The following is a 21,555-nucleotide window of genomic DNA, read 5'->3' on the forward strand; positions in this document are numbered from 1 at the left end:
TCGATGCGGCTTTTGTCATTTCCGAGAACAGATTCACTTCTGTTTAATTCGTCCATCGACATAAGGCTGGTACGGAGCGTTTTCCGCCAGGTACTCCGCGGTTACATCCGCAAGATCGGGACCGAAGTCATAGGCGTTCTTGTCGTCACCTTCGAACATCTTGTACCCGTCACCACCATTACGCACGTAGTTGTTGGTTACGACAAGGTAGGTCTTGTTCGGGTCAATCGGAACAAACCCGTCTCCCTCGGCGACCATCACGTCACTGATACGTCCTTCGTTCGGCGCAACGCTGGAATCCCAGGTAAAGCTCAGGCCCGCGACCTGCGGGAATCGACCTTTCACTTCTTCCACCTGACTGACGCCATTCTCAAGCGCGTCGATCACGGTCTGCCCGGTGATCTCAAAAGTGGACAGTGTATTCTGGAAAGGCAGCACGGTCAGCACCTCACCCATGGTCACATCACCGGGATCGATAGACGCCCGCAAACCACCCGAGTTTGCGATGGCAATCTGAACGCCCTGATCGGCGACCCGCGCCAGCATCGCATCTGCAACCAGATTACCCATCTGGCATTCCTGCACACGACACACAGAACGATCGCCCTCGATGGCCTCGGCCGCGCTTGCAACAACCTTGTTTCGGATTTCGTCCAGCGGCACTGCCAGTTCCGCAATCCGGTCCAATGCGGCCTGATCCTCTGTCACAGTGTTGTCCATGATCAAAGGTTCACCAACGGCTTCAATCACTTTGCCGTCGTCATCAAAGGTGACGTTCAATTCGCCCAGAAATTTGCCGTAGGCATACGCCTGAACGATCTGCACACCGTTGACCACCGTAGGATAGGGACCTGCAGCTTTTTCCGACGCATTCGAAAGATACGTGTTCGAATGCCCGCCAACGATCACATCGACCCCACTTGTCTCCTGAGCGACACGCTGGTCGACACCATAACCCGAATGGCTCAGCACGACGATCTTGTTGACGCCTTCACCGGTCAACCTGTCGACTTCGGCCTGTACCGCCGGAACCGGGTCCGAAAAGGTCACATTAGGGCCGGGCGACGCAAGCTCATGCGTATCGATCGGCGTCAGGCCGATCAGGCCAATCTGTTCGCCACCCACCTCAATCACAGTAGATTTCTTGATGTGGTCGGTCAGAAGTTCTTCGTCGCGAATATCGGCATTGGACATCAAAACGGGAAAATCGACCGTGTCGATAAAGCCGCGCAGCACTTCTGGGCCATCATCGAACTCGTGATTACCAACGGTCATGGCGTCATAGCCAAGCTTGTTCATAAACTCGGCAGCAACTTTGCCCTTGTAGTAAGTGTAGAAAAGTGACCCCTGAAACTGATCCCCGCCGTCCACCAGAATCGAATTCTCGGCACGCTCGCGTGCTTCGTTGACGGCAGTGACAAGGCGCGCCGATCCTCCAAAGCACTTTCCTTCTGCATTGTCTTCTGCATCGCATCCGCTGTCGTATTTGTTGATCGGTTCGAACCGCGAATGAAAATCATTGGTGTGCAAAATTGTCAGTTTGTAATCTGCAGCAGCAACGCCAGCGGTCAGGCCCAGAACCGCAACTGAAGTCAATATTCGGGTCTGCATCTTGGAACTCCCAGTTATTATTTACGAGGATCGTGCGCCTATGACGACCGAGAGTCAAAGAAGAAATCCGGCTTGATTCCAATGTCCGTGCGGGGCATCAGGACTGTATGCTGATTTACAAGATTTTCCGAGCCGACGAATGGGCCGCGCTGCAGAACCAGGGCGCGACAAACGGCGCACCGATTGACGTCGCTGACGGGTTTGTCCACTTTTCTACCGCTGAACAAGCCGCTGAAACTGCGGCCAAGCACTTTGCCGGTGTCGATGGGCTGATCCTGTTGGCCTGTGACGCGGATGCTATGGGCGAAGACCTGAAATGGGAAATATCTCGCGGCGATGCCCTGTTCCCGCACCTTTATCGTCAGATCCGAATAAACGATGTTGTCTGGTCACGCCCCCTGCCCTTTGACGGTGCAGAGCACCAGTTTCCCGAGGACATGACATGACACCTTATGTCGACCCGGAACGCGACCAGTTCGAGGCGTTCAAGGCCCTGGACAGGGACAAGCCGATCGAAATGCTCAATCTGGTGAAATTCCGGGCCGAAGCGCAGTATCCTGCTTCGCATGAGTTGGCGAGGGCTGGGCTGACTGGTGCGCAGGCCTATCAGAAATATGGGGAAGAAACGGCTCCGATCATTGCGCGTTTGGGGGCAACGATCTTGTGGCGCGGGGTGTTTCACACAACGTTGATCGGACCGACGGCTGAGGCGTGGGATGCCGTCTTTATTGTGCGCTACCCGACTGCGCATGCGTTTCTTGAAATGGTAACGGACCCGGTTTACCAGACAGCCGTAACCCATCGTAAGGCTGCGGTGGAAACCTCGCGCCTGATCCGGTGCGGATCAAGTGAAAGCGGGAAAGCGTTCGGATGAAACTGACAGAAAAATTGGGGCTTGCCGCCCTGCACCGCATGGACCCTGAAGCCGCGCACGCAATGTCGATCAAGGCATTGAAGACCGGTCTGACACCTGCGCCGGGGCCAGTGACAACCCCGCGCCTGAAAACCAGTGTCGCTGGGCTGGACCTGCCGAACCCGGTTGGGCTGGCCGCCGGGTTCGACAAGAACGGCGAGGTTCTGACACCGTTGTCCCGCGCCGGATTCGGCTTCATCGAAGTGGGAGCGGTCACGCCGCGCCCGCAGCCGGGAAACCCCAAACCCCGCCTGTTTCGCCTGACCGAGGACAAGGCTGCCATCAACCGTTTTGGCTTCAACAACGAAGGCATGGAGGTGATGGCCAAACGATTGGCGGAGCGCCCCAAAGACGCGGTGATCGGACTCAATCTTGGTGCCAACAAAGACAGCGAAGACCGCGCAGGTGATTTTGTCAAAGTGCTGGCCCATTGCGCCGAAGATCTGGATTTCGCAACCGTAAACGTGTCATCCCCCAATACGGAAAAATTGCGGGATTTGCAGGGCAAAGCCGCGTTGACCGCGCTTTTGAGTGGTGTGATCGAGACGCGCGATGCGTTGCCACGCCCGCTGCCGATTTTCCTGAAAATTGCTCCGGATTTGACCGAGACAGAATTGCAGGACATCGCCGAGGTCGCTCGCGAAACCCGCGTGGATGGCGTGATCGCCACCAACACCACCCTGTCCCGCGACGGTTTGCGCAGCGCACACAAAGACGAAACAGGTGGTTTGTCGGGCACGCCGCTGTTTGAAAAATCCACCCTCGTTCTGGCACGGCTCAGCAAACTGACTGACGGGGGTATCCCTCTGATAGGCGTGGGCGGCATCAGCAATGCCGAGCAGGCCTATGCCAAGATCTGCGCCGGAGCGTCGGCTGTGCAGTTCTATACTGCGATGGTCTATGGCGGCATTTCTCTGGCAACAGACATTGCGAAAGGACTGGATGAACTGCTGGCTCGCGACGGTTTTGACACCGTATCGCAAGCTGTTGGCAGCAAACGAGGGGATTGGCTGTGATCGAGTATTGGCACAATCCCCGCTGCTCCAAATCCCGCGCCGGTCTGGCGCTGCTGGAAGAAAATGGCGCGTCAATCACCGTGCGAAAATACCTTGAAGATGCGCCATCAGCCGACGAGTTGCGCGCTGCCCAATCTGCTCTTGGGCTGTCGCCCGTTGAAATGATGCGGACTGGCGAAAAGCGGTTCAAGGAATTGGGGCTAACCAAAACCTCACCCGACGACGACCTGATCCATGCCATGGCCGAAAACCCGATCCTGATTGAGCGTCCTCTTGCCATTGCCGGAGAAAAAGCCGCTATCGGGCGCCCACCGGAAAACCTGCTGACGCTGCTCTAGGCCACCTGCGCCTCAAGTTTGGGATAGCGCCAGCCCATTGTCACGCCGCGTGCAATATTGAGAACCATCAACGCGGCCCACAGGCCGTGATTACCGAAATTCGGTACCAGTATGAACAGCGCTACCACATAGATCGATACCGACTGAATCATCGCATTGCGCATGGCGCGGGTCCACGTGGCACCGATGTAGATACCGTCGAACATCCAGCTTGCCACTCCGATCATCGGGGCAAGCGCAGCCCAGAAGAGATACTCGCGCCCAGCTTCGCGAACCTGCGGCGAGGTAGACATGAGGTCAATCAGCGCGGGACCGGCAACAAAGAAAACAGCTCCCAGCAAAAGCGCGCCGCCCACGCCCCATTGCGAGGCCATGACAGAAGCACGACGCACCTGATACCTGTCTCGAGCGCCCACTGCGCCTCCGACTAGGGCCTCGGCGGAAAAAGCGAATCCATCAAGCGCAAAGGCCGTGATTTCAAGAAATTGAAGCAAGACCTGATTGGCTGCCAGATTAACGTCACCCAGATCTGAGCCTACAAAAAGAAAGGTCGTGAACGATCCGGTCAACAGAACCGAACGCAGCATGATATCGCCGTTGACCTGCAACATCCGCCGCAGCCGAGCAGCATCGAAAATACGAGCCCAATCGCACCAAATTCCGTCGGCGAATCCATCCCGGCACAACCACACCCCCAAGGCCAATCCGGTCCACTCTGCGATCAAAGTGGCGATGGCGACGCCTTCGACCCCCCAGCCAAGCCCAAGAACGAACCACAGGTCCAGCACGATATTCAGCCCATTCATCCAGACCTGCAGAATGAAAACACCTCGTGTGCGCTCGACGGCAATCAGCCAGCCCGTGACCGCAAAAAGTGCAATGGTGGCAGGTGCTCCCCAGATGCGAATCTCCAGATAGGACCGGGTTAGAGCTTCGACCTCGGGACTTGCCGGGGAAAGGGCGAACGCGCCTGCAAACACCGCCACTTGCGCGAGGATAAAGAACAGCCCGGCCGCCCCGCCAAGCATCAGACCGCGCATCAGCAGAGCCCGGGTTTCAGCAGTATCGCCTGCTCCTCGAGCCTGCGCCGCCATCCCGGTGGTTCCCATTCGCAAGAAACCGAAGATCCAATAGATCGTGGAAAGAATCACAGCGCCGATCCCGACCGCTCCGATTGGTGCCGCCTCGCCCATTTGGCCCACAACACCCGTATCCACCGCGCCAAGAATCGGCACAGTGGCGTTCGACAGGACGATCGGCACTGCGATCTTCAGCACCCGCCTATGTGTAATGGGCGCCGAGGCGGCCTGCATGGTCAGCTCTTTTCCCCCGAAGGCTGTGGTATCAGGAAGTGGCCTGAAGCCTGCGCAAACAATTTCGCGTGATTGTCCTGCCAGGCTTCAACCCGAACCGATGCATAGCGCCGCCCGGACCGGCTGATAAAGGCACGCGCATAAGCGTCTCGCGGAAGTCCCGAGCGCAGATAATCAACGGTAAAGTCGATTGTCTTAGGAAAGCGGATATTTGGGTCGGTTACAATGGCCTCACCGTCGATCTCACCACTTTCGATGCGCGCGAACATATGTTCCCAACTGAGGGTGATGACGGCGGTCACTTCGAGGAATGCTGCCGTTACCCCACCGTGAATCGCAGGCAGGAACGGGTTGCCTATCAGCTTGTCATCGAAGTTCAAAACACCGGTCAGTTCATCCCCGCGACGGTCGAAGCTGATATTGAGAAAACGGATGTAAGGCACACCGTCAACCAGCGCATGCAACGCTGCATCGCGGCGTTGCTTGACCACCTGCATTGGTTCGGGACGAGGTCGTGGCATCTTATTTCCCCTCAACCGTAAAGGACCCGGAGGCAGTTGCCACCGGTAGATCCGTGTCGTCATCCATAGCCGTCGCCCGCACGAAGGCTACGTTCCGCGTGATGTGATAACAGACGGCGTGCGCTTTGATAGTCTGACCCGGCGTCGCCGCTCGCATGTAGTCAATTCGCAGATCGATCGTTGCTGTCCCGCCGGGGGCTGAAGGGTGGCTCATCACTGCGGCACCGCAGCACGTGTCCAGAATCGTTGAGATCGCCCCACCATGAATCACCCCGGTGCGCGGATCGCCAATCAGGTCCTCGTTGTAGGGCAAGGTTATCTCTGCCTCGCCTTCACCGATCTGGGTCAGCGTGAGGTTCAACGCCCGCGCATGAGGTATGGCCTCGATAAATTGGCGGGCCAAAACTGTCTTTTCGACCATAGGTTTGCGTCCTGTTCTTTGCCCGTCCTTTATGAGCCGCTGTTTCAGCAAAGGGCAAGCCCACCTGTTGCGCTTGGGACCGGGACCGCCTAGGTTGCTGACAAGGAGATCGGGAATGTCCAACAACCGTTTGTCATTCAAAGAGATGTGCGCCGAGTTCGACGTAACCCCGCGCACTTTGCGCTATTACGAATATATCGAGCTTTTGCAACCGGACCGGGAAGGTCGGTCACGTTTTTACGGCGCACGGGAATGCGCGCGGATGAAACTGATCATGCGCGGCCGCAAGTTCGGATTTCCTCTTGAAGAGATTCGCCAGTGGCTGCTGATCTACGAAGATCAGGGTAACGAGGCCCAGATGGCCACCTTTATCGAAATGGCTGACCGCCAGATGAGTGAGCTTCAGCAGCAGCGCCAGCAGCTTGATGAGGCAATGGATGAACTCAAAAGCCTGCGCGACCAAACAGCCAAATCGCTGGAATAGCATACGCCGCCACCCTCACTTTCAAAGTCATTCAGGACCGCATTTGTCAGTACAAGTGCGTAATTTCTTTGCTATCTCGGCTGTTTTGGGCCCAGATTTCGATTGACGTGACGGAAAGAAAATTTCGTCCAAAGGCACTTACGCGTTTGGATGTTACGTCAACTTGGAAGTGACGCAGCGTCTGAATTACGTAAACGTCACTCTCATGTTGTAAAGCGTTTACCAACTGCGCAACTCATATCTCATGACGCCAGTGACGAGAGTATGACGAATGACCGAAGATGTGATGACCATCCGCGAAATGTGCGAGACCTATGATGTCACGCCACGCACCTTGCGGTTCTATGAGGCCAAGGAACTTCTGTTCCCGATCCGTGAAGGCCAGAAACGTCTGTTCACCAAACGTGATCGGGCGCGGCTGAAGCTGATCCTGCGCGGCAAGCGCTTTGGGTTTAGCCTCGAAGAAATTCGACAACTGCTGGATTTGTACCATGTGGGCGATCAGCAGGTCACTCAGATGACCCGCACTTTTGAAATTGCGTGCGAGCGTCTGGCTGACATGGAAGCGCGTCGCGAAGAGCTGACGCAGGCCATTGATGATCTGAAAGAGCAGTTGCGCTGGGGCGAGAAAGTTATCGCCTCGATGAAACATGAGAAAAAGGCAGCCGAATAATCTCGCCCTGCCCTCCGGACATATGAATTAAGGGAGCTTCACATGCCCGTTTACAACGCGCCAACCAAAGACACGCAGTTCATCCTGCATGACGTTCTGAAAGTCTCGCAGTCGGATATCCCCGGCTACAATGAACTGGAGGCCGAATTCACCGGTGCCGTTCTGGAAGAAGCAGGCAAGGTTGCAACCAATGTTTTGCACCCCCTGAACGTCGTTGGTGACACCGAAGGCTGTCGGTTGGAAAACGGCATCGTGTATACCCCTACCGGGTTCAAAGACGCCTTCGAGCAGATGAAGGAAGGTGGTTGGACTGGACTCGACATGCCAGAAGAGTATGGCGGTCAGAACATGCCTTATGTCATCGGTACCGCAGTGGGCGAGATGTTCTCGGGCTCCAACCAGGCATTTACCATGTACCAGGGTCTGACCCATGGCGCGGCCTCGGCCATTCTGGCACACGGAACGGACGAGCAGAAAGACAAATATCTGCCTAACATGGTCAGCTGTGAATGGACCGGCACCATGAACCTGACCGAACCGCATTGCGGCACCGATCTGGGCCTGATGCGCACCAAGGCGGAACCACAGGGCGACGGCAGCTACAAGATTTCCGGTCAAAAGATCTTCATCTCGGCTGGCGATCACGACATGGCCGACAACATCATTCATCTGGTTCTGGCCAAGATCCCCGGTGGCCCCGAAGGCATCAAGGGCGTGTCACTGTTCATCGTGCCCAAGTTCATCGTCAACGAAGACGGCACGCCCGGCGAGCGCAACGGCGTTTCGGTTGGCAAGATCGAAGAGAAGATGGGCATCCACGGCAACTCAACCTGCGTCATGAACTATGACGAAGCTACCGGCTGGCTGCTGGGCGAAGAGCATAAAGGTATGCGCGCCATGTTCACCATGATGAACGAAGCGCGTCTCGGTGTGGGCATGCAAGGCCTGTCGCAGGCCGAGGCTGCGTATCAAAATGCTGTCGAGTATGCCAAGGACCGCCTGCAGGGCCGCGACGTGACCGGCGTAAAGAATCCGGACGGCCCCGCCGATCCGCTGATCGTTCACCCCGACATCCGCCGTAACCTGATGGACCAGAAAAGCTTCACCGAAGGCGCGCGTGCGTTCATCCTCTGGGGCGCGACCATGATCGACAAGGCGCACCGCTCGGGAGACAAGGACGCGGACGGGCTGATCTCACTGCTGACACCGGTCATCAAAGGCTTCCTGACGGATGAAGGCTACGACATGACCGTCCAGGCCCAGCAGGTGTATGGCGGCCATGGCTACATCGAAGAATGGGGCATGTCGCAATACACCCGCGATGCTCGCATTGCGATGATTTACGAGGGGGCAAACGGCGTTCAGGCGCTGGACCTTGTGGGTCGGAAACTGGCTCAGGATGGCGGCAAGCACGTCATGGCCTTCTTTGAGATGGTCAAATCCTTCTGCAAGGAGAACGGCGGCAAGGACGAAGCTTACGACGAAGCCTTCATTGAACCGCTGAAAGCCGCGTCGAAAGACCTGCAGGCCGCTGGCATGTACTTCATGCAGGAAGGCATGAAGAACCCGAACAACGCTCTGTCCGGTTCTTATGACTTCATGCACATGTTCGGCCATGTCTGCCTGGGCCTAATGTGGGCACAGATGGCCAAGGCCGCCCAGGAAGCTCTGGACGGTGGTGCGTCGGACAAAGAGTTCTACGAGGCCAAGATCAACACCGGCCGTTTCTACATGGCGCGCCGCTTGCCCGCGACTGCGATGCACCTTTCGCGCATTCAGACCGGCGCGGACACGGTGATGGCACTGGACGCGGCGAACTTCTGATCTCAGTCTGGGTCCGGGTAACAATCCCCGGACCCAGCTTACCGGAGGAACCACATGCCAAAACGTTTTCGCCTGACCCGCCGCTTTCCCGTTGCGATGACTGAAGACGGATACCGCAAGCTCAAAGCGTTCTCGCGCGAGGCAGGGCTGGATGAAGGCGAGGCACTGTCTTTTCTGTTCGAGAATTTCAACAGCGTGATTGATGAGGAGAACCTGACCCACCGCCTGCGCATCTTCAATTCTGAGCTTGAAGCGCGGAAAAGATGAGCCGCTGCGGTGAACATTGAGCGGAGATTTTAGCCTGAATGCCGGACGCCTCCGGCGGGAGTATTTGTGAAAAGATGAAGCGGCGACGCGTCCCTGCCACCGGGCGCACTCGCCATCAGGACAGGGACGACTTCACCTTTTGCGGTCATCGGCTCTCCAGCCTGTACCGCACGGCCATTGAAAATGAAGATGGTTGATCAAAGGTTACTGAGTGATCTTCATCTTTTCAAAAATACTCAAATCCGGCCTAGCCACATGAGCCTTGGGAGGGGCGACCGCATGACCATCAAACTTCATTGCTTCGGAGAAAGCGGTAACAGCTACAAGGCAGCGCTGGCGCTGGAAATGTCAGGTTTGGAGTGGAAACCGGTTTTTGTCGATTTCTTCAAAGGCGTGACCCGCACGCCCGTGTATCGCGCCGAAGTGAATGAGATGGGTGAAGCACCTGTCCTGATCGACGGTGATTTCCGCACCAGCCAATCCGGCGCCATTCAGGCCTATGTGACCGAGAAATCGGGCAAGTTTGGCGGTAAGGACCAAGAAGAGAATTACGACATTCTGCGCTGGGTGCTGTGGGACAATCACAAACTCAGCTCGATGGCCGGCCTGACCCGTTTCCTGATCAATTTTCTCCCGGAACGGCACCGCAACCCCGATGTGATCGCTTTCAATCAGGGGCGACTGAAGGCGGCCTATCAGGTGCTGAACGATCATCTGGACGGTCGCAACTGGATCGTTGGCGATGGTGTTACCAACGCCGACATCAGCTGCTGCGGCTATCTCTACTATCCCGAACCCTTCGGCTTTGACCGCGCCGATTGGCCCAACATCGACGCCTGGCTGACGCGCCTCAGCGAACAGCCCGGCTGGAAACACCCCTATGACCTGATGCCCGGCAACCCGTCGGATCGAGCTTGAGGAGAAGACCCATGACCGAAGCATATATCTATGACGCCCTGCGCACCCCGCGCGGCAAGGGCCGCAAGGATGGCAGCCTGCACGAGGTAACCTCGGTACGCCTGTCCGCCCTGACCCTGAACGCGATGAAAGAGCGCAACAACCTCGAAGGCCACGCCGTTGAGGACGTGATCTGGGGCAACGTCACCCAGGTGATGGAACAAGGCGGCTGTCTGGCGCGCTCCGCTGTTCTGGCCTCGGACTTGGATGAATCGATCCCGGGCCTGGCGATCAACCGTTTCTGCGCCTCGGGCATGGAAGCCGTCAACTTGGCGGCAAATCAGGTCAAGGGCGGCGCAGGCGATGCCTACATCGCTGGTGGCGTTGAAATGATGGGCCGCGTGGCCATGGGTAGCGACGGTGCGGCTATTGCCGTTGACCCTTCGCTGGCGATGGAGACCTATTTCGTGCCGCAGGGTATCTCGGCCGACATCATCGCGACCGAATACGGTTTCTCCCGTGATGCCGCGGACGCGCTGGCGGTTGAGTCGCAGAAACGTGCCGCAGAAGCATGGGCCGACAACCGGTTCGAAAAGTCGGTGATCACAGTCAAAGACCAGAATGGCCTGACCATTCTGGATCGCGACGAATACATGCGTCCGGGCACCGACATGCAAAGCCTCGGTGCGCTGAACCCGTCGTTTGCGATGATGGGCGAGCAGATGCCCGGTTTCGACAAGGTTGCGATGCTGAAATACCCGCACCTTGAGCGTGTGAACCACATCCACCATGCCGGCAACAGCTCGGGCATCGTGGACGGAGCGGCGGCTGTTCTGATCGGCAACAAGGAATTCGGTGAGAAGTACGGCCTCAAGCCGCGCGCCCGCATCAAGGCAACCGCCAAGATCGGTACCGACCCGACCATCATGCTGACTGGCCCGGTACCGGTGACCGAGAAGATTCTGGCCGACAACGGAATGAAAATCAGCGATCTGGACCTGTTCGAAGTGAACGAAGCCTTCGCCTCGGTTGTTCTGCGCTTCCAGCAGGCATTCGACGTCGATCCTGCGCTGGTAAACGTCAACGGCGGTTCGATCGCGATGGGCCACCCGCTGGGTGCGACCGGTGCGATGATCATCGGCACACTGCTGGATGAGCTGGAGCGTCAGGACAAAGAAACCGGTCTGGCCACGCTCTGCATCGCATCCGGCATGGGTGCGGCAACCATTATCGAGCGGGTCTGATGCCCAAGCTGGATCTCTCTCAGATCCCGTTTCAGGGCGGCTCGGCCTATCCCGGCAAACTGGCCGAGGTGACCGCAGGTCGCTTCGTTCAGCGTGTGGGCGATGCAGGCGGGCTTTCCCAATACGGGGTCAACATCGTGCGGTTGGAACCGCAGGGCATGTCTTCGCTGCGTCATTACCATATGGAGCAGGACGAATTTGCCATCATGCTCAGCGGCACCTGCGTGCTGATCGATGACGATGGTGAGCATGAGATGCAGCCCGGCGATTGCGCCGCTTGGCCCGCAGGTGAGGCCAATGGCCACCACCTTGTGAACAAAACCGATGCGCCCGCGACCTTTCTGGTAGTGGGCACACGGACCCCGACCGAGACCGGCTATTACAGCGATTTAGACATGATGGTGAAGGATGATGAAAACGGTTTCTCCTTCACCCGCAAAGATGGCAGCCCGCTGACGGCTGACCAGATTGGAGATGACAATGACTGATTTCACTCTGAGCAAAGACAAAGATGGCGTTGGGATCATCACCTGGGACGTTCCAGGCAAAACAATGAACGTGATGTCCTTCGAAGGACTCCAGCAACTCAACGACTGTATCGATCAGGCGCTTGCCGATGACGAGATCAAAGGCATCGTTGTTACGTCAGGCAAGGAAGGCTCGTTCGCGGGCGGCATGGACCTGAACCTGTTGGCCGTGATGAAGGAACAGGCGGGCGACGATCCGGCCAAAGGTCTTTTCGAAGGCACGATGCAAATGCATGCCCTGCTGCGCAAGATCGAACTGGCAGGCATGGACCCCAAAACCAAGAAAGGCGGCAAGCCTATTGCCACCGTTCTGCCCGGCACCGCTGCGGGCATCGGCATGGAACTGCCCCTGTCCACGCACCGCATTTTTGCGGCCGAAAACCCCAAGGCGAAATACGGCCTGCCCGAGATCATGGTCGGCATCTTCCCCGGTGCGGGCGGCACCACCCGGATGGTCCGCAAAGTTGGTGCGATTGCCGCCGCTCCGCTGCTGCTGGAAGGCAAGATGCTGGACGTCAAGAAAGCCAAGAGCGCGGGCTATATCGATGAGATCGCAGCCGACCCGATGGCTGTCGCCAAGGAATGGGTGCTGAACGCCAAGGACACCGATCTGGTCAAGCCGTGGGACGCGAAGGGCTATAAGATGCCCGGCGGTGCCCCCTACCATCCTGCAGGCTTCATGAATTTCGTCGGTGCGTCGGCGATGGTGAACGGCAAGACCCAAGGGGCTTTCCCGGCGGCCAAAGCTCTGCTGAGCGCGGTTTACGAGGGCGCTCTGGTAGATTTCGACACCGCACTGAAGATCGAGGCGCGCTGGTTCACTTCTGTGCTGATGAACCCCTCCTCGGGCGCGATGATCCGTTCGCTGTTCCTGAACAAGGAAGCACTGGAGAAAGGTGCAGTGCGTCCCGCCGGTGTCCCGGACCAATCGGTCAAGAAGATCGGTGTTCTGGGCGCAGGCATGATGGGTGCTGGTATCGCGCTAGTGTCGGCTCAGGCCGGTATGGAAGTGGTGCTGATCGACCGCGACCAAGAGGCTGCGGATAAGGGCAAGGCCTATACCGAGAGCTACCTGGACAAAGGTATGAAGCGCGGCAAAGTCACGGCTGAGAAGAAAGAAGCCATGCTGGCACGCATCACCGCGACCCCGGATCTGGACAACCTCAAAGGCTGCGATCTGATCATCGAAGCCGTCTTCGAGGACGTTGGCGTCAAGGCCGAGATGACCAAGAAGGTCGAGGCGATCATTCCCGAGGACTGCATCTTTGCGTCGAACACCTCGACCCTGCCGATCACCGACCTAGCTAAAGCATCCGTGCGCCCGGACCAGTTCATCGGCATCCACTTCTTCTCGCCGGTCGAGAAGATGTTCCTGGTCGAGATCATCAAGGGCAAGGAAACCGGTGATCGCGCGGTGGCCAAGGCGCTGGACTATGTCCGTCAGATCCGCAAGACGCCGATCGTGGTCAATGATGCGCGGTTCTTCTATGCCAACCGCTGCATCATTCCTTACATCAACGAAGGTGTACGAATGATCGCCGAGGGTGTGAACCCAGTGCTGATCGACAACGCCGCACGTCAGTTGGGCTTCCCGGTTGGGCCAATCCAGTTGACGGATGAAACCTCGATTGATCTGGGCGCCAAGATCGCGCGCGCGACCAAGGCAGCGATGGGCGACGCCTACCCGGAAAGCCCCTCGGACGATCTGATTTTCTGGATGGAAGAACAGGGCCGGTTGGGTCGCAAGGCAAACGCGGGCTTCTTCGACTATGACGAAAAGGGCAAGCGCACCGAGTACTGGAAAGGCTTGCAGGAGAAATACCCTCACGCCGAAGACCAGCCTGATCTCATCGAGGTTCAGCAGCGTCTGATGTTCGCTCAGGTTCTGGAAGCGGTCCGCGCGTTGGAAGAAGGTGTTCTGGAAGACATCCGCGAAGGCGACGTTGGCGCCATTCTGGGCTGGGGCTTTGCGCCGTGGTCCGGTGGTCCGCTTAGCTGGCTGGACATCATCGGCACGCCTTACGCCGCTGAACGTTGTGATCAACTGGCCGAGAAATACGGTGAACGCTTTGCCTGCCCTCCTCTGTTGCGTGAGATGGCAGACAAGGGCCAAAGCTTCTACGGGCGTTTCAACCCCGAAGTAAAAGCCGCTTAAATCAGTAATGCAGGCGCGTGAATTCACGCGCCTGCATCGTTCATGTCAGTGTTTGGTTAGATCTGCCATTCGGGTCGCAGAAACAGAACCGGCGCATTTGGACGCCCCGGTCGACCCGGCCGCCTGACCCCAGAGGGCGGACGGATCGGAAATATCGGATCCTGCGAAATGGGTGCAGGCAGGGCACCCAATGGATTGGCAAGGGCCGACATATCGCCCTTGCTCGTAATTGAGTTGACAAGGTTAGTCGCAACCTCTTCGTCAGCGACTTCGTATTTTGGCCCGTTCGGATTACCCCGCATGTTAAACCGGCCCGAAGGGCAATAAGCCTGCAAGCCGCCTTCGACAAAAATCACCTGATCATTGTCGAAGAACAGGGAACGCACCTCAAAAGACGAACCCGGCGCCTGCGACGCCATCCGGCCCGTGCCATTCAACATTCGTGCGGAAACCACAGAAAATCCGCTGTCCTCAGCGTTAATCTTGGACAGGTTCAGCGCCATGCCCTGCTCGGGCATCAGCCAAACCGGCCGCCCGTTATACGCGGCGCGTGCAGGTACAAAAACCGGCAAATACTCTGAGCGGCGCTCATCCGCGGGAATAACCACGACACTGGTCGAGATGCGCCGGACCTCTTTGAACCCGTGATCCAGCGTTCGAACCAGATCGCCGACAACGATGCGCTCAACGGGTTTCCAGCCACTGGTGGTGGCAATCTTGGTGCCATGCAAAAAGCCGCCCCGGCGCGCGTTTACCGCCTGGTTCAAACTGGAATTATCAATCTCAGACGACCGATCCAGATAAACAGAAATACTCGTAACTTCAGACACGTGCCCAACCCCCTTTGGCACAAACTCACTATGCCTAAAGAGCTAGCACTAAAAAGGAAGGCTGTCTTATTTCGGACATATTTGCGCCCAATTTAGGTCGAATCTACGTGAATATCGGAGATTTTTGTAAACACTCGCACTTAAATATCAGTCTTTTTTGCCGATTCTGAAACGAATGACATGCGCCAAGCTTTCGAATCCACGCAATTATGCCCGTGCTAAATAGTTTGATCTCTCGTGCAAGTGCGACGGGCTGACGAATAGGGTGACCTCAACCCGACACCCTTCAGATGGCCTCCTGCGGCTCGGATACCTTTCTGGTCCGCCAACCCAGCAAAGCCCCTGCTACTGCGATCAGCGCGATACCGGCCACCTGCATTGCGCCGATGGTTTGCCCTAAGGCTACGAAGGCAAAAAGCGGGCCGAAAATCATGACTGAGTACTCAAATACGGCCACATAGGACGGCTCCCCCACCTGATAAGCTTTTATGAGCATGAAGACCGCAATTGTTGAACCGATCGCCTGAATAACAATCCAGGGTAAAGCTGGTCCCATTTCCCAGACCCACCCACGTGTAACAAAACCATCCGGTCCTTCCGGCGTGGCCACCGGCATGAAAGTAAACACAGCGACACCCACAGCCCCGGCCAACGCAAGTGTTGCCACCATTGCCGCCAACATGGCCACGGTACTTTCCTGCGAACAATGGGTCCGTGTCAGGATTGAACTCAAGGCATAGAAAAACCCAGCGGAAAGCGGCAACAACGAAAGCATGTCAAACTCGACCGGGTTCAATTGCAGCACCAGAAGGATACCGGTGAACCCGATCAGGACAGCAAGAACACGCCAAGGCCCAATGGTTTGCTTAAGAAACAGCGACGAGATCAGCAGCACAAAAATCGGCGATGTGAACAAACCCGCCAAGGCCTGAGCAATCGGCATCAAGGCCAGCGACGCAAAATACAGCAGCAGCGCCGTGGTTATCAGCAAACTGCGCAAGATCACCACACCCCACTTCTGCGGCCGCAACCCACCCAAACCCAGTATGGATAACCCGATTAGCAGCGGCATCATCATAAAGGCCCGTGTCAGATGGAACTGCCAAAGGCCAACTGTTTCGGCCAGCAGGATCACAACATTGTCGATCACGCCAATGATCGCCATCGCACCGACCATCAGGACCGAGGCCAACACAGGAGAAGATGATGAATTTACCTGCATAGTCGCGCCTCAGTTGCGATCAAAGATCAGCGGTTTTAGTCCTGTTGGGTATCCAGCACATTTCAGAAAGGCTGCGCAACAGGTTTGCGCCCTGTGAATGCACCATGCTAAGCTGCAGCAAAACAAAATCGAGCAGACCTCAACCAGATGACGGCCCTGAAACAGTACCAGCGGATCGAAGCCACCGGTCTGTGGCGCCCCTCGCCCGATGAACAACGGCGCGAGGTTGTCGTATCAATTGGCGAAGCGACCCTGACCATATCCGATTTCAACGACAGGGCTTTGACCCATTGGTCTCTGGCAGCGCTTGAACGGCAGAACCCAGGGAACTTTCCTGCTATCTTCAACCCTGACGGCGACCCGGACGAGACGCTGGAACTGGGAGAATCCGAAACCACGATGCTTGAGGCAATCGACCGGCTGCAACGCGCGATTGACCGCTCGCGCCCGCATCCCGGTCGGCTGCGCTGGCTGAGCGTTGGAGGTGTCGTAGCTGCAGTTCTGGCTGTATTGTTGCTTTGGCTGCCCAGTGCGTTGCAAAACCACGTGGTTTCTGTCGTACCCGAGGTCAAACGGCAGGAAATCGGTGACACGATTCTGCGCCGGATCGAGCGTGTCTCGGGCCAGGCCTGTACGTCTCAGGATGCGCAGGCATCGCTAGAACGGATGGCCCGTCGTACCGGCGTGCGTCAGATCATTATTCTGCCAGCAGGCGTTCAGGACAGCCTCAGCCTGCCCGGCGGCACCGTTCTGTTAAGCCGCACACTGGTTGAGGACCATGAAGACCCTGCAGTTGCAGCAGGTTATGTTGTTGCAGAACGTGCACGTACTGCGCTCAAGGACCCGCTGGAAGATTTGCTGGACCGAACCGGAGCATCGTCAGCCTTTCGGCTGTTGACGACCGGTGGACTGACACCTGAGATCATCGATACCTATACCGAACAGGTGCTGTCGCGGCCCCGCCCTTCCGTTTCGGACGAAGATTTGCTGGCTATGTTCTCGCAAAGCGCCCTGCCCTCTACGCCTTACGCCTACGCTCGGGACATTACCGGTGAATCCGTACTGGGATTGATCGAGGCAGATCCCATGGCAGGCCGGACCCTGGAACAAGTGCTGCCGGACCGCGATTGGGTCCGGCTGCAGAACATCTGCGGTGAATAAGCCGGATTACTTGGTTCCGAACATCCGGTCGCCTGCATCCCCCAGACCCGGCATGATGTAGCCTTTCGAGTTCAACTCACGGTCCAGTGCGGCGGTGACGATGTGCACATCCGGGTGCGCTTCTTTCATGCGCGCGACGCCTTCCGGCGCGGCAAGCAAACAGAGGAAACGGATATCCGTCGCGCCAGCCTCTTTCAGCAGGTCAATGGCCGCGGCCGAGCTGTTGCCGGTTGCCAGCATCGGATCCACCGCGATAACCAAACGGTCTTTCAGGCTCTCTGGCGCTTTGAAGTAATACTGCACTGGTTTCAGCGTTTCTTCGTCACGATACAGGCCAACGAAACCGACGCGCGCGGAAGGAACCAACTCAAGCACCCCATCCAGCATCCCGTTTCCGGCACGCAGGATCGACACCAGCGCCATTTTCTTACCTGCCAGAATGGGGGCGTCCATTTCTTCCATTGGGGTTTCGATATGGCGCGTGGTCAATGGAATCTCGCGCGTGACCTCATAAGCCAGCAGCAGAGTAATTTCGCGCAGCAACTGCCGGAAGCCGGCGGTCGAGGTGCCCTTGTCCCGCATGAGCGTCAGCTTGTGTTGCACCAGCGGGTGATCGACGACGGTCAGATGTTCGCTCATGTGTTCTCCAGTCTTTTCTTGACCCGCGCACGGGTATCATCATCGCAAAAGGCAGCTTCAAGGGCCGTTTCATTCAGGGCTCCAAAATCTTCGGCGTCCCACCCGAAGGCTGCGTTCAACATCTCATATTCCCGCCGCATGGTCGTGTGAAAAAACGGGGGATCGTCGGTTGATACCGTAACCTTGACGCCTGCATCGCGAAGTTTTGCAATCGGGTGGGAATTGAAATCGGGGAATAGGCCCAGAACCACGTTTGACCCTGGACAAACCTCAAGCGTGATGTCGCGGTCTATCAATTCGTGGATAAGATCAGGATCTTCGATGGCACGGACACCATGGCCAATACGTTCGACGCCCAAATCGCGAACGGCATCCCGCACGCTTTCAGGGCCGCCAAACTCGCCTGCATGGGTGGTCAGACGCAGACCGGCCTCGCGGGCGCACTCGAAGGCCCATTTGAAATCGCCCTGCGTACCGATGGATTCGTTTCCGCCCATGCCGAAACCAGTAATCCAATCTCCTGCGGTCTCCGCTGCACAACGGGCGCTGCGTTTGGCTTGTTCCGGACCGAAATGCCGAACGCAGGTGATGACACCACGCAGAGTTATGTCGAGTTTGCGTTCGGCTTCATCCGCCGCGTCCTGAATCGCATTCAGATAGTCACGCCACGCGTGCAGATCACCACCCCCGCAGAAATCCGGGCTGAGGAAAGTTTCAGAATAGACCACGCCATTCTCAGCGCTTTCCTCGAGAATAGCCAGTGTAAGCCGGCGGAAATCTTCGGGCGTTTTCAGCACCTCGCAGGCAGCTTCATACACACTCAGGAAATGTGCGAAATCACGGAAATCATAAGATCCATCCGGCTTGAAAATACCGCTAAGGTCCACGCGCTTTTCATGCGCGAGCTGACGGATGAATGCAGGTGGCGCTGCGCCTTCGTGATGCAGGTGCAATTCTAATTTGGGCAGGTTGGCGACGCTCATAAAAAGTTCCTTCCCGGTCCCTGCGCCGGAATGCTCAGGTGGTGGGCGATACTGGCGGCAATGTCGGCGAAATCCACTTGGCCTATCTGCCCAACACTTTGCTCAGCAACCAAAACCGGCACCTGTTCCCGCGTATGATCTGTTCCGGTCCAGCTCGGGTCATTGCCATGGTCGGCAGTCAACAGCAGCAGGTCGCCCGGGCGGAGTTTGGTCAGGATCTTCCCGATTTCCCGGTCGAACCATTCCAGCGCTCGGGCATAACCACTGATGTCGCGGCGGTGGCCATAAAGGCTATCGAATTCGACAAAATTGGCGAAGGTCAAACTACCCTCTTCGGCCTCATCCACCAGATCAGACAGGTGCTGCATCAGTTCGGCATCCGACCCCTTGCGCAGCGTGTCGATACCCTGCATCGAGAAGATGTCGCCGATCTTGCCCACTGCGTGCACCTTCCGCCCCGCATCCTGCACCCAATTGGTCAGCACTGGTGCGGGCGGCAGTATGGCGAAATCCTTGCGGTTGGTTGTCCGTTCGAATCCAGCCTCTGGCGTTCCGACAAAGGGGCGCGCAATGACGCGTCCAACTTTCATTTCATGCAAACGCGGGGCAAGCGCGCGACACATGTCGAGCAGCCGTTCCAGCCCAAAGCTCTCTTCATGAGCGGCGATCTGAAACACACTGTCGGCGGAGGTGTAGCAAATCGGCCAGCCAGTGCGCATATGCTCGGCGCCCAATTCGGCGATGATCGCGGTACCCGAGGCGTGGCAGTCGCCAAGGATACCTTCGGTTCCGGCGGCCTCTGCCGCTGCGCGGCTCAGATCCGCAGGAAACGCCGGAACCGTATCGGGGAAATAGTGCCAGTCCCAAGGCACGGGCAGCCCGGCCAGTTCCCAGTGGCCCGAAGGCGTGTCTTTGCCGGGCGAATGCTCGCGCGCGCAGCCCCACAGCCCTGTAGGTTCGGCGTCCAATCCAGGAGTTGCCTCCCCAGACGCCAGCCGCGCAGCCGCGCCCAAACCCAGCGCGTCGAGGTTCGGCAGGCTCAAAGGGCCAGACCGCCCCCCTTCCGCCCGTCCTTCGGCACAAGCCCGTGCGATATGGGCCAGCGTATTCGCTCCGGTATCCGGGACGTCACCGTTGAAAAAACGGGCTGCATCAGGTGCTCCACCAATTCCGACGGAGTCCATCACCACAAGAAAGGCGCGGCTCATTGGCTGATCCTTTCGTGTATCAGGTCGGGAAGGGTTGGCGCTGTCTCACTGATTGTAACCGCATTCAGAACACTGTCTGCGGCCCGTCGCGCTGAATCTTCCCGTGCAGCATGAATGACGGCAATTGGTGAACCCTTTGACACACGATCACCCAACCGGAGTATGTTGGAGATTCCAACGGCGGGATCGATCTCGTCGCTTTCGATCTGACGTCCTCCGCCCAGCGCCACCACGGCAAGACCCAGCGCCTCGCCGTCAATGGCAGAGATATAGCCGTCCTTCGGGGCCGGAACTTCCTGAATGACATTTGCCTCCGGCAGGAACCGGGCCCAGGTTTCGACGAACTGAACAGGACCACCTACAGCAGACATCATGCGACCAAACCGTTCTGCGGCGCGTCCGTCACGGATGATTTCGGCGATTTGATCACGCCCTTCTTCAACCGAAGCGCACATTCCTGCATCAACCAGCAACACACCGCCTAACTCGGCAGAAATCTCTGCCAAAGGCGAAACATCTGAACCGGTCAGGACCTTCATCACTTCCGCGATTTCCAACGCATTACCCAACGCCGGAGCCAATGGCTGGTTCATGTCCGTGATCACCGCTGACGTCCGACACCCCGCTGCGTTTGCCGTCTCGGTCAATGCTGTGGCCAGCTTGTGAGCATCCTCCGTCGTTTTCATGAAGGCGCCGCTGCCGACCTTGACGTCAAGAACCAGCGCATCCGGGCTCGCCGCCAGTTTTTTGGACAGGATCGACGCTGTGATCAGGTCCAGGCTCTCAACCGTCGCGGTCACATCCCGCACCGCATAAAGGCGCTTGTCTGCAGGCGCGATCTGGCCCGTCGCACCGACGATGGCTGCGCCTGTTTCGCGCAAAATCTGTGCTAGACGATCCTGCCCAATCTGACTGCTGACACCCGGTATCGCCTCAAGCTTGTCCAACGTCCCGCCGGTATGCCCCAGACCACGGCCCGAGATCATTGGAACATACGCCCCGCATTCAGCAAGTGCGGGGGCAAGAATCAAGCTGACACTGTCCCCAACCCCGCCGGTCGAATGTTTGTCGATCACCGGGCCGTCCACATCCCAGGTGAGAACGTCCCCACTGTCGCGCATGGCAACTGTCAAATCCGCACGCCCCTGAGCGCCCAAACCGCCCATACAGACGGCCATGGCAAAGGCCCCGGCTTGTGCGTCGCTGACGCTTCCGTCTGCAAGACCCTGCGCAAACCAGATCAGTTCCTCGCGACCCGGCACTTCCTGCCTGCGCAGTTTTGCTATGATCGAACGAGCGTCCATGCGT

The 21,555-nt window shown here is 57.6% G+C and carries 23 protein-coding genes; 13 read left to right on the forward strand and 10 right to left on the reverse strand.

Annotated features, from left to right (window positions below):
- Nucleotides 1-33: 33 nt before the first annotated feature.
- On the reverse strand, nucleotides 34-1,611 hold the full coding sequence (locus ACR0K5_RS18265; protein ID WP_480631070.1) for a bifunctional metallophosphatase/5'-nucleotidase: 1,578 nt from the start codon (nucleotides 1,609-1,611) through the stop codon (nucleotides 34-36).
- Nucleotides 1,612-1,718: 107 nt separating this feature from the next.
- Here ACR0K5_RS18265 and ACR0K5_RS18270 point away from each other — a divergent pair, with 107 nt between their 5' ends.
- From ACR0K5_RS18270 to arsC, 4 genes are read left to right on the forward strand one after another with little or no spacing between them, the layout of a single operon-like run.
- Nucleotides 1,719-2,057 carry a DUF952 domain-containing protein gene (locus ACR0K5_RS18270; protein WP_480631071.1) on the forward strand — a complete coding sequence of 113 codons (339 nt, stop codon included), beginning with the start codon at nucleotides 1,719-1,721 and terminating at the stop codon, nucleotides 2,055-2,057.
- Nucleotides 2,054-2,485 (forward strand): DUF1330 domain-containing protein, encoded by a 432-nt coding sequence (locus ACR0K5_RS18275; RefSeq protein WP_480631072.1) that lies wholly within the window; start codon nucleotides 2,054-2,056, stop codon nucleotides 2,483-2,485. Before ACR0K5_RS18270 ends, ACR0K5_RS18275 begins: the two co-directional genes overlap by 4 nt.
- Nucleotides 2,482-3,540: a quinone-dependent dihydroorotate dehydrogenase gene (locus ACR0K5_RS18280; protein ID WP_480631073.1), complete on the forward strand. Its 1,059-nt coding sequence runs from the start codon at nucleotides 2,482-2,484 to the stop codon at nucleotides 3,538-3,540. The genes ACR0K5_RS18275 and ACR0K5_RS18280 overlap by 4 nt, the downstream gene beginning before the upstream one ends.
- Nucleotides 3,537-3,878, forward strand: coding sequence for an arsenate reductase (glutaredoxin) (gene arsC, locus ACR0K5_RS18285; RefSeq protein WP_480631074.1), 342 nt, complete (start codon nucleotides 3,537-3,539; stop codon nucleotides 3,876-3,878). Before ACR0K5_RS18280 ends, arsC begins: the two co-directional genes overlap by 4 nt.
- Here the strand turns inward: arsC and ACR0K5_RS18290 are convergent.
- Genes ACR0K5_RS18290 through ACR0K5_RS18300 form a run of 3 tightly spaced genes read right to left on the reverse strand, consistent with a single transcriptional unit; the run spans nucleotide 3,875 to nucleotide 6,133 of the window.
- Entirely contained in the window at nucleotides 3,875-5,191 is a 1,317-nt protein-coding gene (locus ACR0K5_RS18290) for an MATE family efflux transporter (protein WP_480631075.1), read from the reverse strand. The two genes, arsC and ACR0K5_RS18290, sit on opposite strands and share 4 nt — an antisense overlap.
- Before the next feature lie 2 nt (nucleotides 5,192-5,193).
- Nucleotides 5,194-5,712 (reverse strand): PaaI family thioesterase, encoded by a 519-nt coding sequence (locus ACR0K5_RS18295; protein ID WP_480631076.1) that lies wholly within the window; start codon nucleotides 5,710-5,712, stop codon nucleotides 5,194-5,196.
- 1 nt (nucleotide 5,713) lies between these two features.
- Nucleotides 5,714-6,133, reverse strand: coding sequence for a PaaI family thioesterase (locus tag ACR0K5_RS18300; RefSeq protein WP_480631077.1), 420 nt, complete (start codon nucleotides 6,131-6,133; stop codon nucleotides 5,714-5,716).
- 115 nt (nucleotides 6,134-6,248) lie between these two features.
- On the opposite strand from ACR0K5_RS18300, the gene ACR0K5_RS18305 reads away from it, so the two are divergent.
- The 8 genes from ACR0K5_RS18305 to ACR0K5_RS18340 all read left to right on the forward strand — a co-directional run bounded on the left by ACR0K5_RS18305 (nucleotide 6,249) and on the right by ACR0K5_RS18340 (nucleotide 14,204).
- On the forward strand, nucleotides 6,249-6,617 hold the full coding sequence (locus tag ACR0K5_RS18305) for a MerR family transcriptional regulator (RefSeq protein ID WP_480631078.1): 369 nt from the start codon (nucleotides 6,249-6,251) through the stop codon (nucleotides 6,615-6,617).
- A gap of 271 nt (nucleotides 6,618-6,888) precedes the next feature.
- Nucleotides 6,889-7,290, forward strand: a complete 402-nt coding sequence (locus tag ACR0K5_RS18310) for a MerR family transcriptional regulator (RefSeq protein WP_480631079.1) — start codon at nucleotides 6,889-6,891, stop codon at nucleotides 7,288-7,290.
- A 42-nt stretch (nucleotides 7,291-7,332) separates the two neighbouring features.
- Nucleotides 7,333-9,114, forward strand: coding sequence for an acyl-CoA dehydrogenase C-terminal domain-containing protein (locus tag ACR0K5_RS18315; protein ID WP_480631080.1), 1,782 nt, complete (start codon nucleotides 7,333-7,335; stop codon nucleotides 9,112-9,114).
- Nucleotides 9,115-9,168: 54 nt separating this feature from the next.
- Nucleotides 9,169-9,381: a hypothetical protein gene (locus ACR0K5_RS18320; protein ID WP_155151783.1), complete on the forward strand. Its 213-nt coding sequence runs from the start codon at nucleotides 9,169-9,171 to the stop codon at nucleotides 9,379-9,381.
- Between the two features lie 279 nt (nucleotides 9,382-9,660).
- Entirely contained in the window at nucleotides 9,661-10,299 is a 639-nt protein-coding gene (locus ACR0K5_RS18325) for a glutathione S-transferase family protein (RefSeq protein WP_480631081.1), read from the forward strand.
- A gap of 11 nt (nucleotides 10,300-10,310) precedes the next feature.
- Nucleotides 10,311-11,522, forward strand: coding sequence for an acetyl-CoA C-acetyltransferase (locus tag ACR0K5_RS18330; RefSeq protein WP_480631082.1), 1,212 nt, complete (start codon nucleotides 10,311-10,313; stop codon nucleotides 11,520-11,522).
- Nucleotides 11,522-12,010, forward strand: coding sequence for a cupin domain-containing protein (locus tag ACR0K5_RS18335; protein ID WP_480631083.1), 489 nt, complete (start codon nucleotides 11,522-11,524; stop codon nucleotides 12,008-12,010). Before ACR0K5_RS18330 ends, ACR0K5_RS18335 begins: the two co-directional genes overlap by 1 nt.
- On the forward strand, nucleotides 12,003-14,204 hold the full coding sequence (locus ACR0K5_RS18340; protein ID WP_480631084.1) for a 3-hydroxyacyl-CoA dehydrogenase NAD-binding domain-containing protein: 2,202 nt from the start codon (nucleotides 12,003-12,005) through the stop codon (nucleotides 14,202-14,204). The genes ACR0K5_RS18335 and ACR0K5_RS18340 overlap by 8 nt, the downstream gene beginning before the upstream one ends.
- Nucleotides 14,205-14,260: 56 nt before the next feature.
- Here ACR0K5_RS18340 and ACR0K5_RS18345 read toward each other — a convergent pair whose 3' ends face one another.
- Together ACR0K5_RS18345 and ACR0K5_RS18350 are read right to left on the reverse strand one after the other, a co-directional pair.
- Complete coding sequence (locus ACR0K5_RS18345) at nucleotides 14,261-15,034, reverse strand: Hint domain-containing protein (protein ID WP_480631085.1); 774 nt, start codon at nucleotides 15,032-15,034, stop codon at nucleotides 14,261-14,263.
- Nucleotides 15,035-15,320: 286 nt separating this feature from the next.
- Nucleotides 15,321-16,256, reverse strand: a complete 936-nt coding sequence (locus ACR0K5_RS18350; RefSeq protein WP_480631086.1) for a DMT family transporter — start codon at nucleotides 16,254-16,256, stop codon at nucleotides 15,321-15,323.
- A 147-nt stretch (nucleotides 16,257-16,403) separates the two neighbouring features.
- On the opposite strand from ACR0K5_RS18350, the gene ACR0K5_RS18355 reads away from it, so the two are divergent.
- Nucleotides 16,404-17,417 (forward strand): hypothetical protein, encoded by a 1,014-nt coding sequence (locus tag ACR0K5_RS18355; protein ID WP_480631087.1) that lies wholly within the window; start codon nucleotides 16,404-16,406, stop codon nucleotides 17,415-17,417.
- Between the two features lie 6 nt (nucleotides 17,418-17,423).
- On the opposite strand, the gene upp is transcribed toward ACR0K5_RS18355, so the two are convergent.
- From upp to ACR0K5_RS18375, 4 genes are read right to left on the reverse strand one after another with little or no spacing between them, the layout of a single operon-like run.
- Complete coding sequence (upp, locus tag ACR0K5_RS18360; protein WP_480631088.1) at nucleotides 17,424-18,056, reverse strand: uracil phosphoribosyltransferase; 633 nt, start codon at nucleotides 18,054-18,056, stop codon at nucleotides 17,424-17,426.
- Nucleotides 18,053-19,039, reverse strand: coding sequence for an adenosine deaminase (locus tag ACR0K5_RS18365; RefSeq protein WP_480631089.1), 987 nt, complete (start codon nucleotides 19,037-19,039; stop codon nucleotides 18,053-18,055). The genes upp and ACR0K5_RS18365 overlap by 4 nt, the downstream gene beginning before the upstream one ends.
- Entirely contained in the window at nucleotides 19,036-20,247 is a 1,212-nt protein-coding gene (locus tag ACR0K5_RS18370; protein WP_480631090.1) for a phosphopentomutase, read from the reverse strand. Before ACR0K5_RS18370 ends, ACR0K5_RS18365 begins: the two co-directional genes overlap by 4 nt.
- Nucleotides 20,244-21,551 carry a thymidine phosphorylase gene (locus ACR0K5_RS18375; RefSeq protein WP_480631091.1) on the reverse strand — a complete coding sequence of 436 codons (1,308 nt, stop codon included), beginning with the start codon at nucleotides 21,549-21,551 and terminating at the stop codon, nucleotides 20,244-20,246. Before ACR0K5_RS18375 ends, ACR0K5_RS18370 begins: the two co-directional genes overlap by 4 nt.
- Between the last annotated feature and the right edge of the window lie 4 nt (nucleotides 21,552-21,555).

This window comes from Ruegeria sp. AB9, from assembly GCF_056542585.1.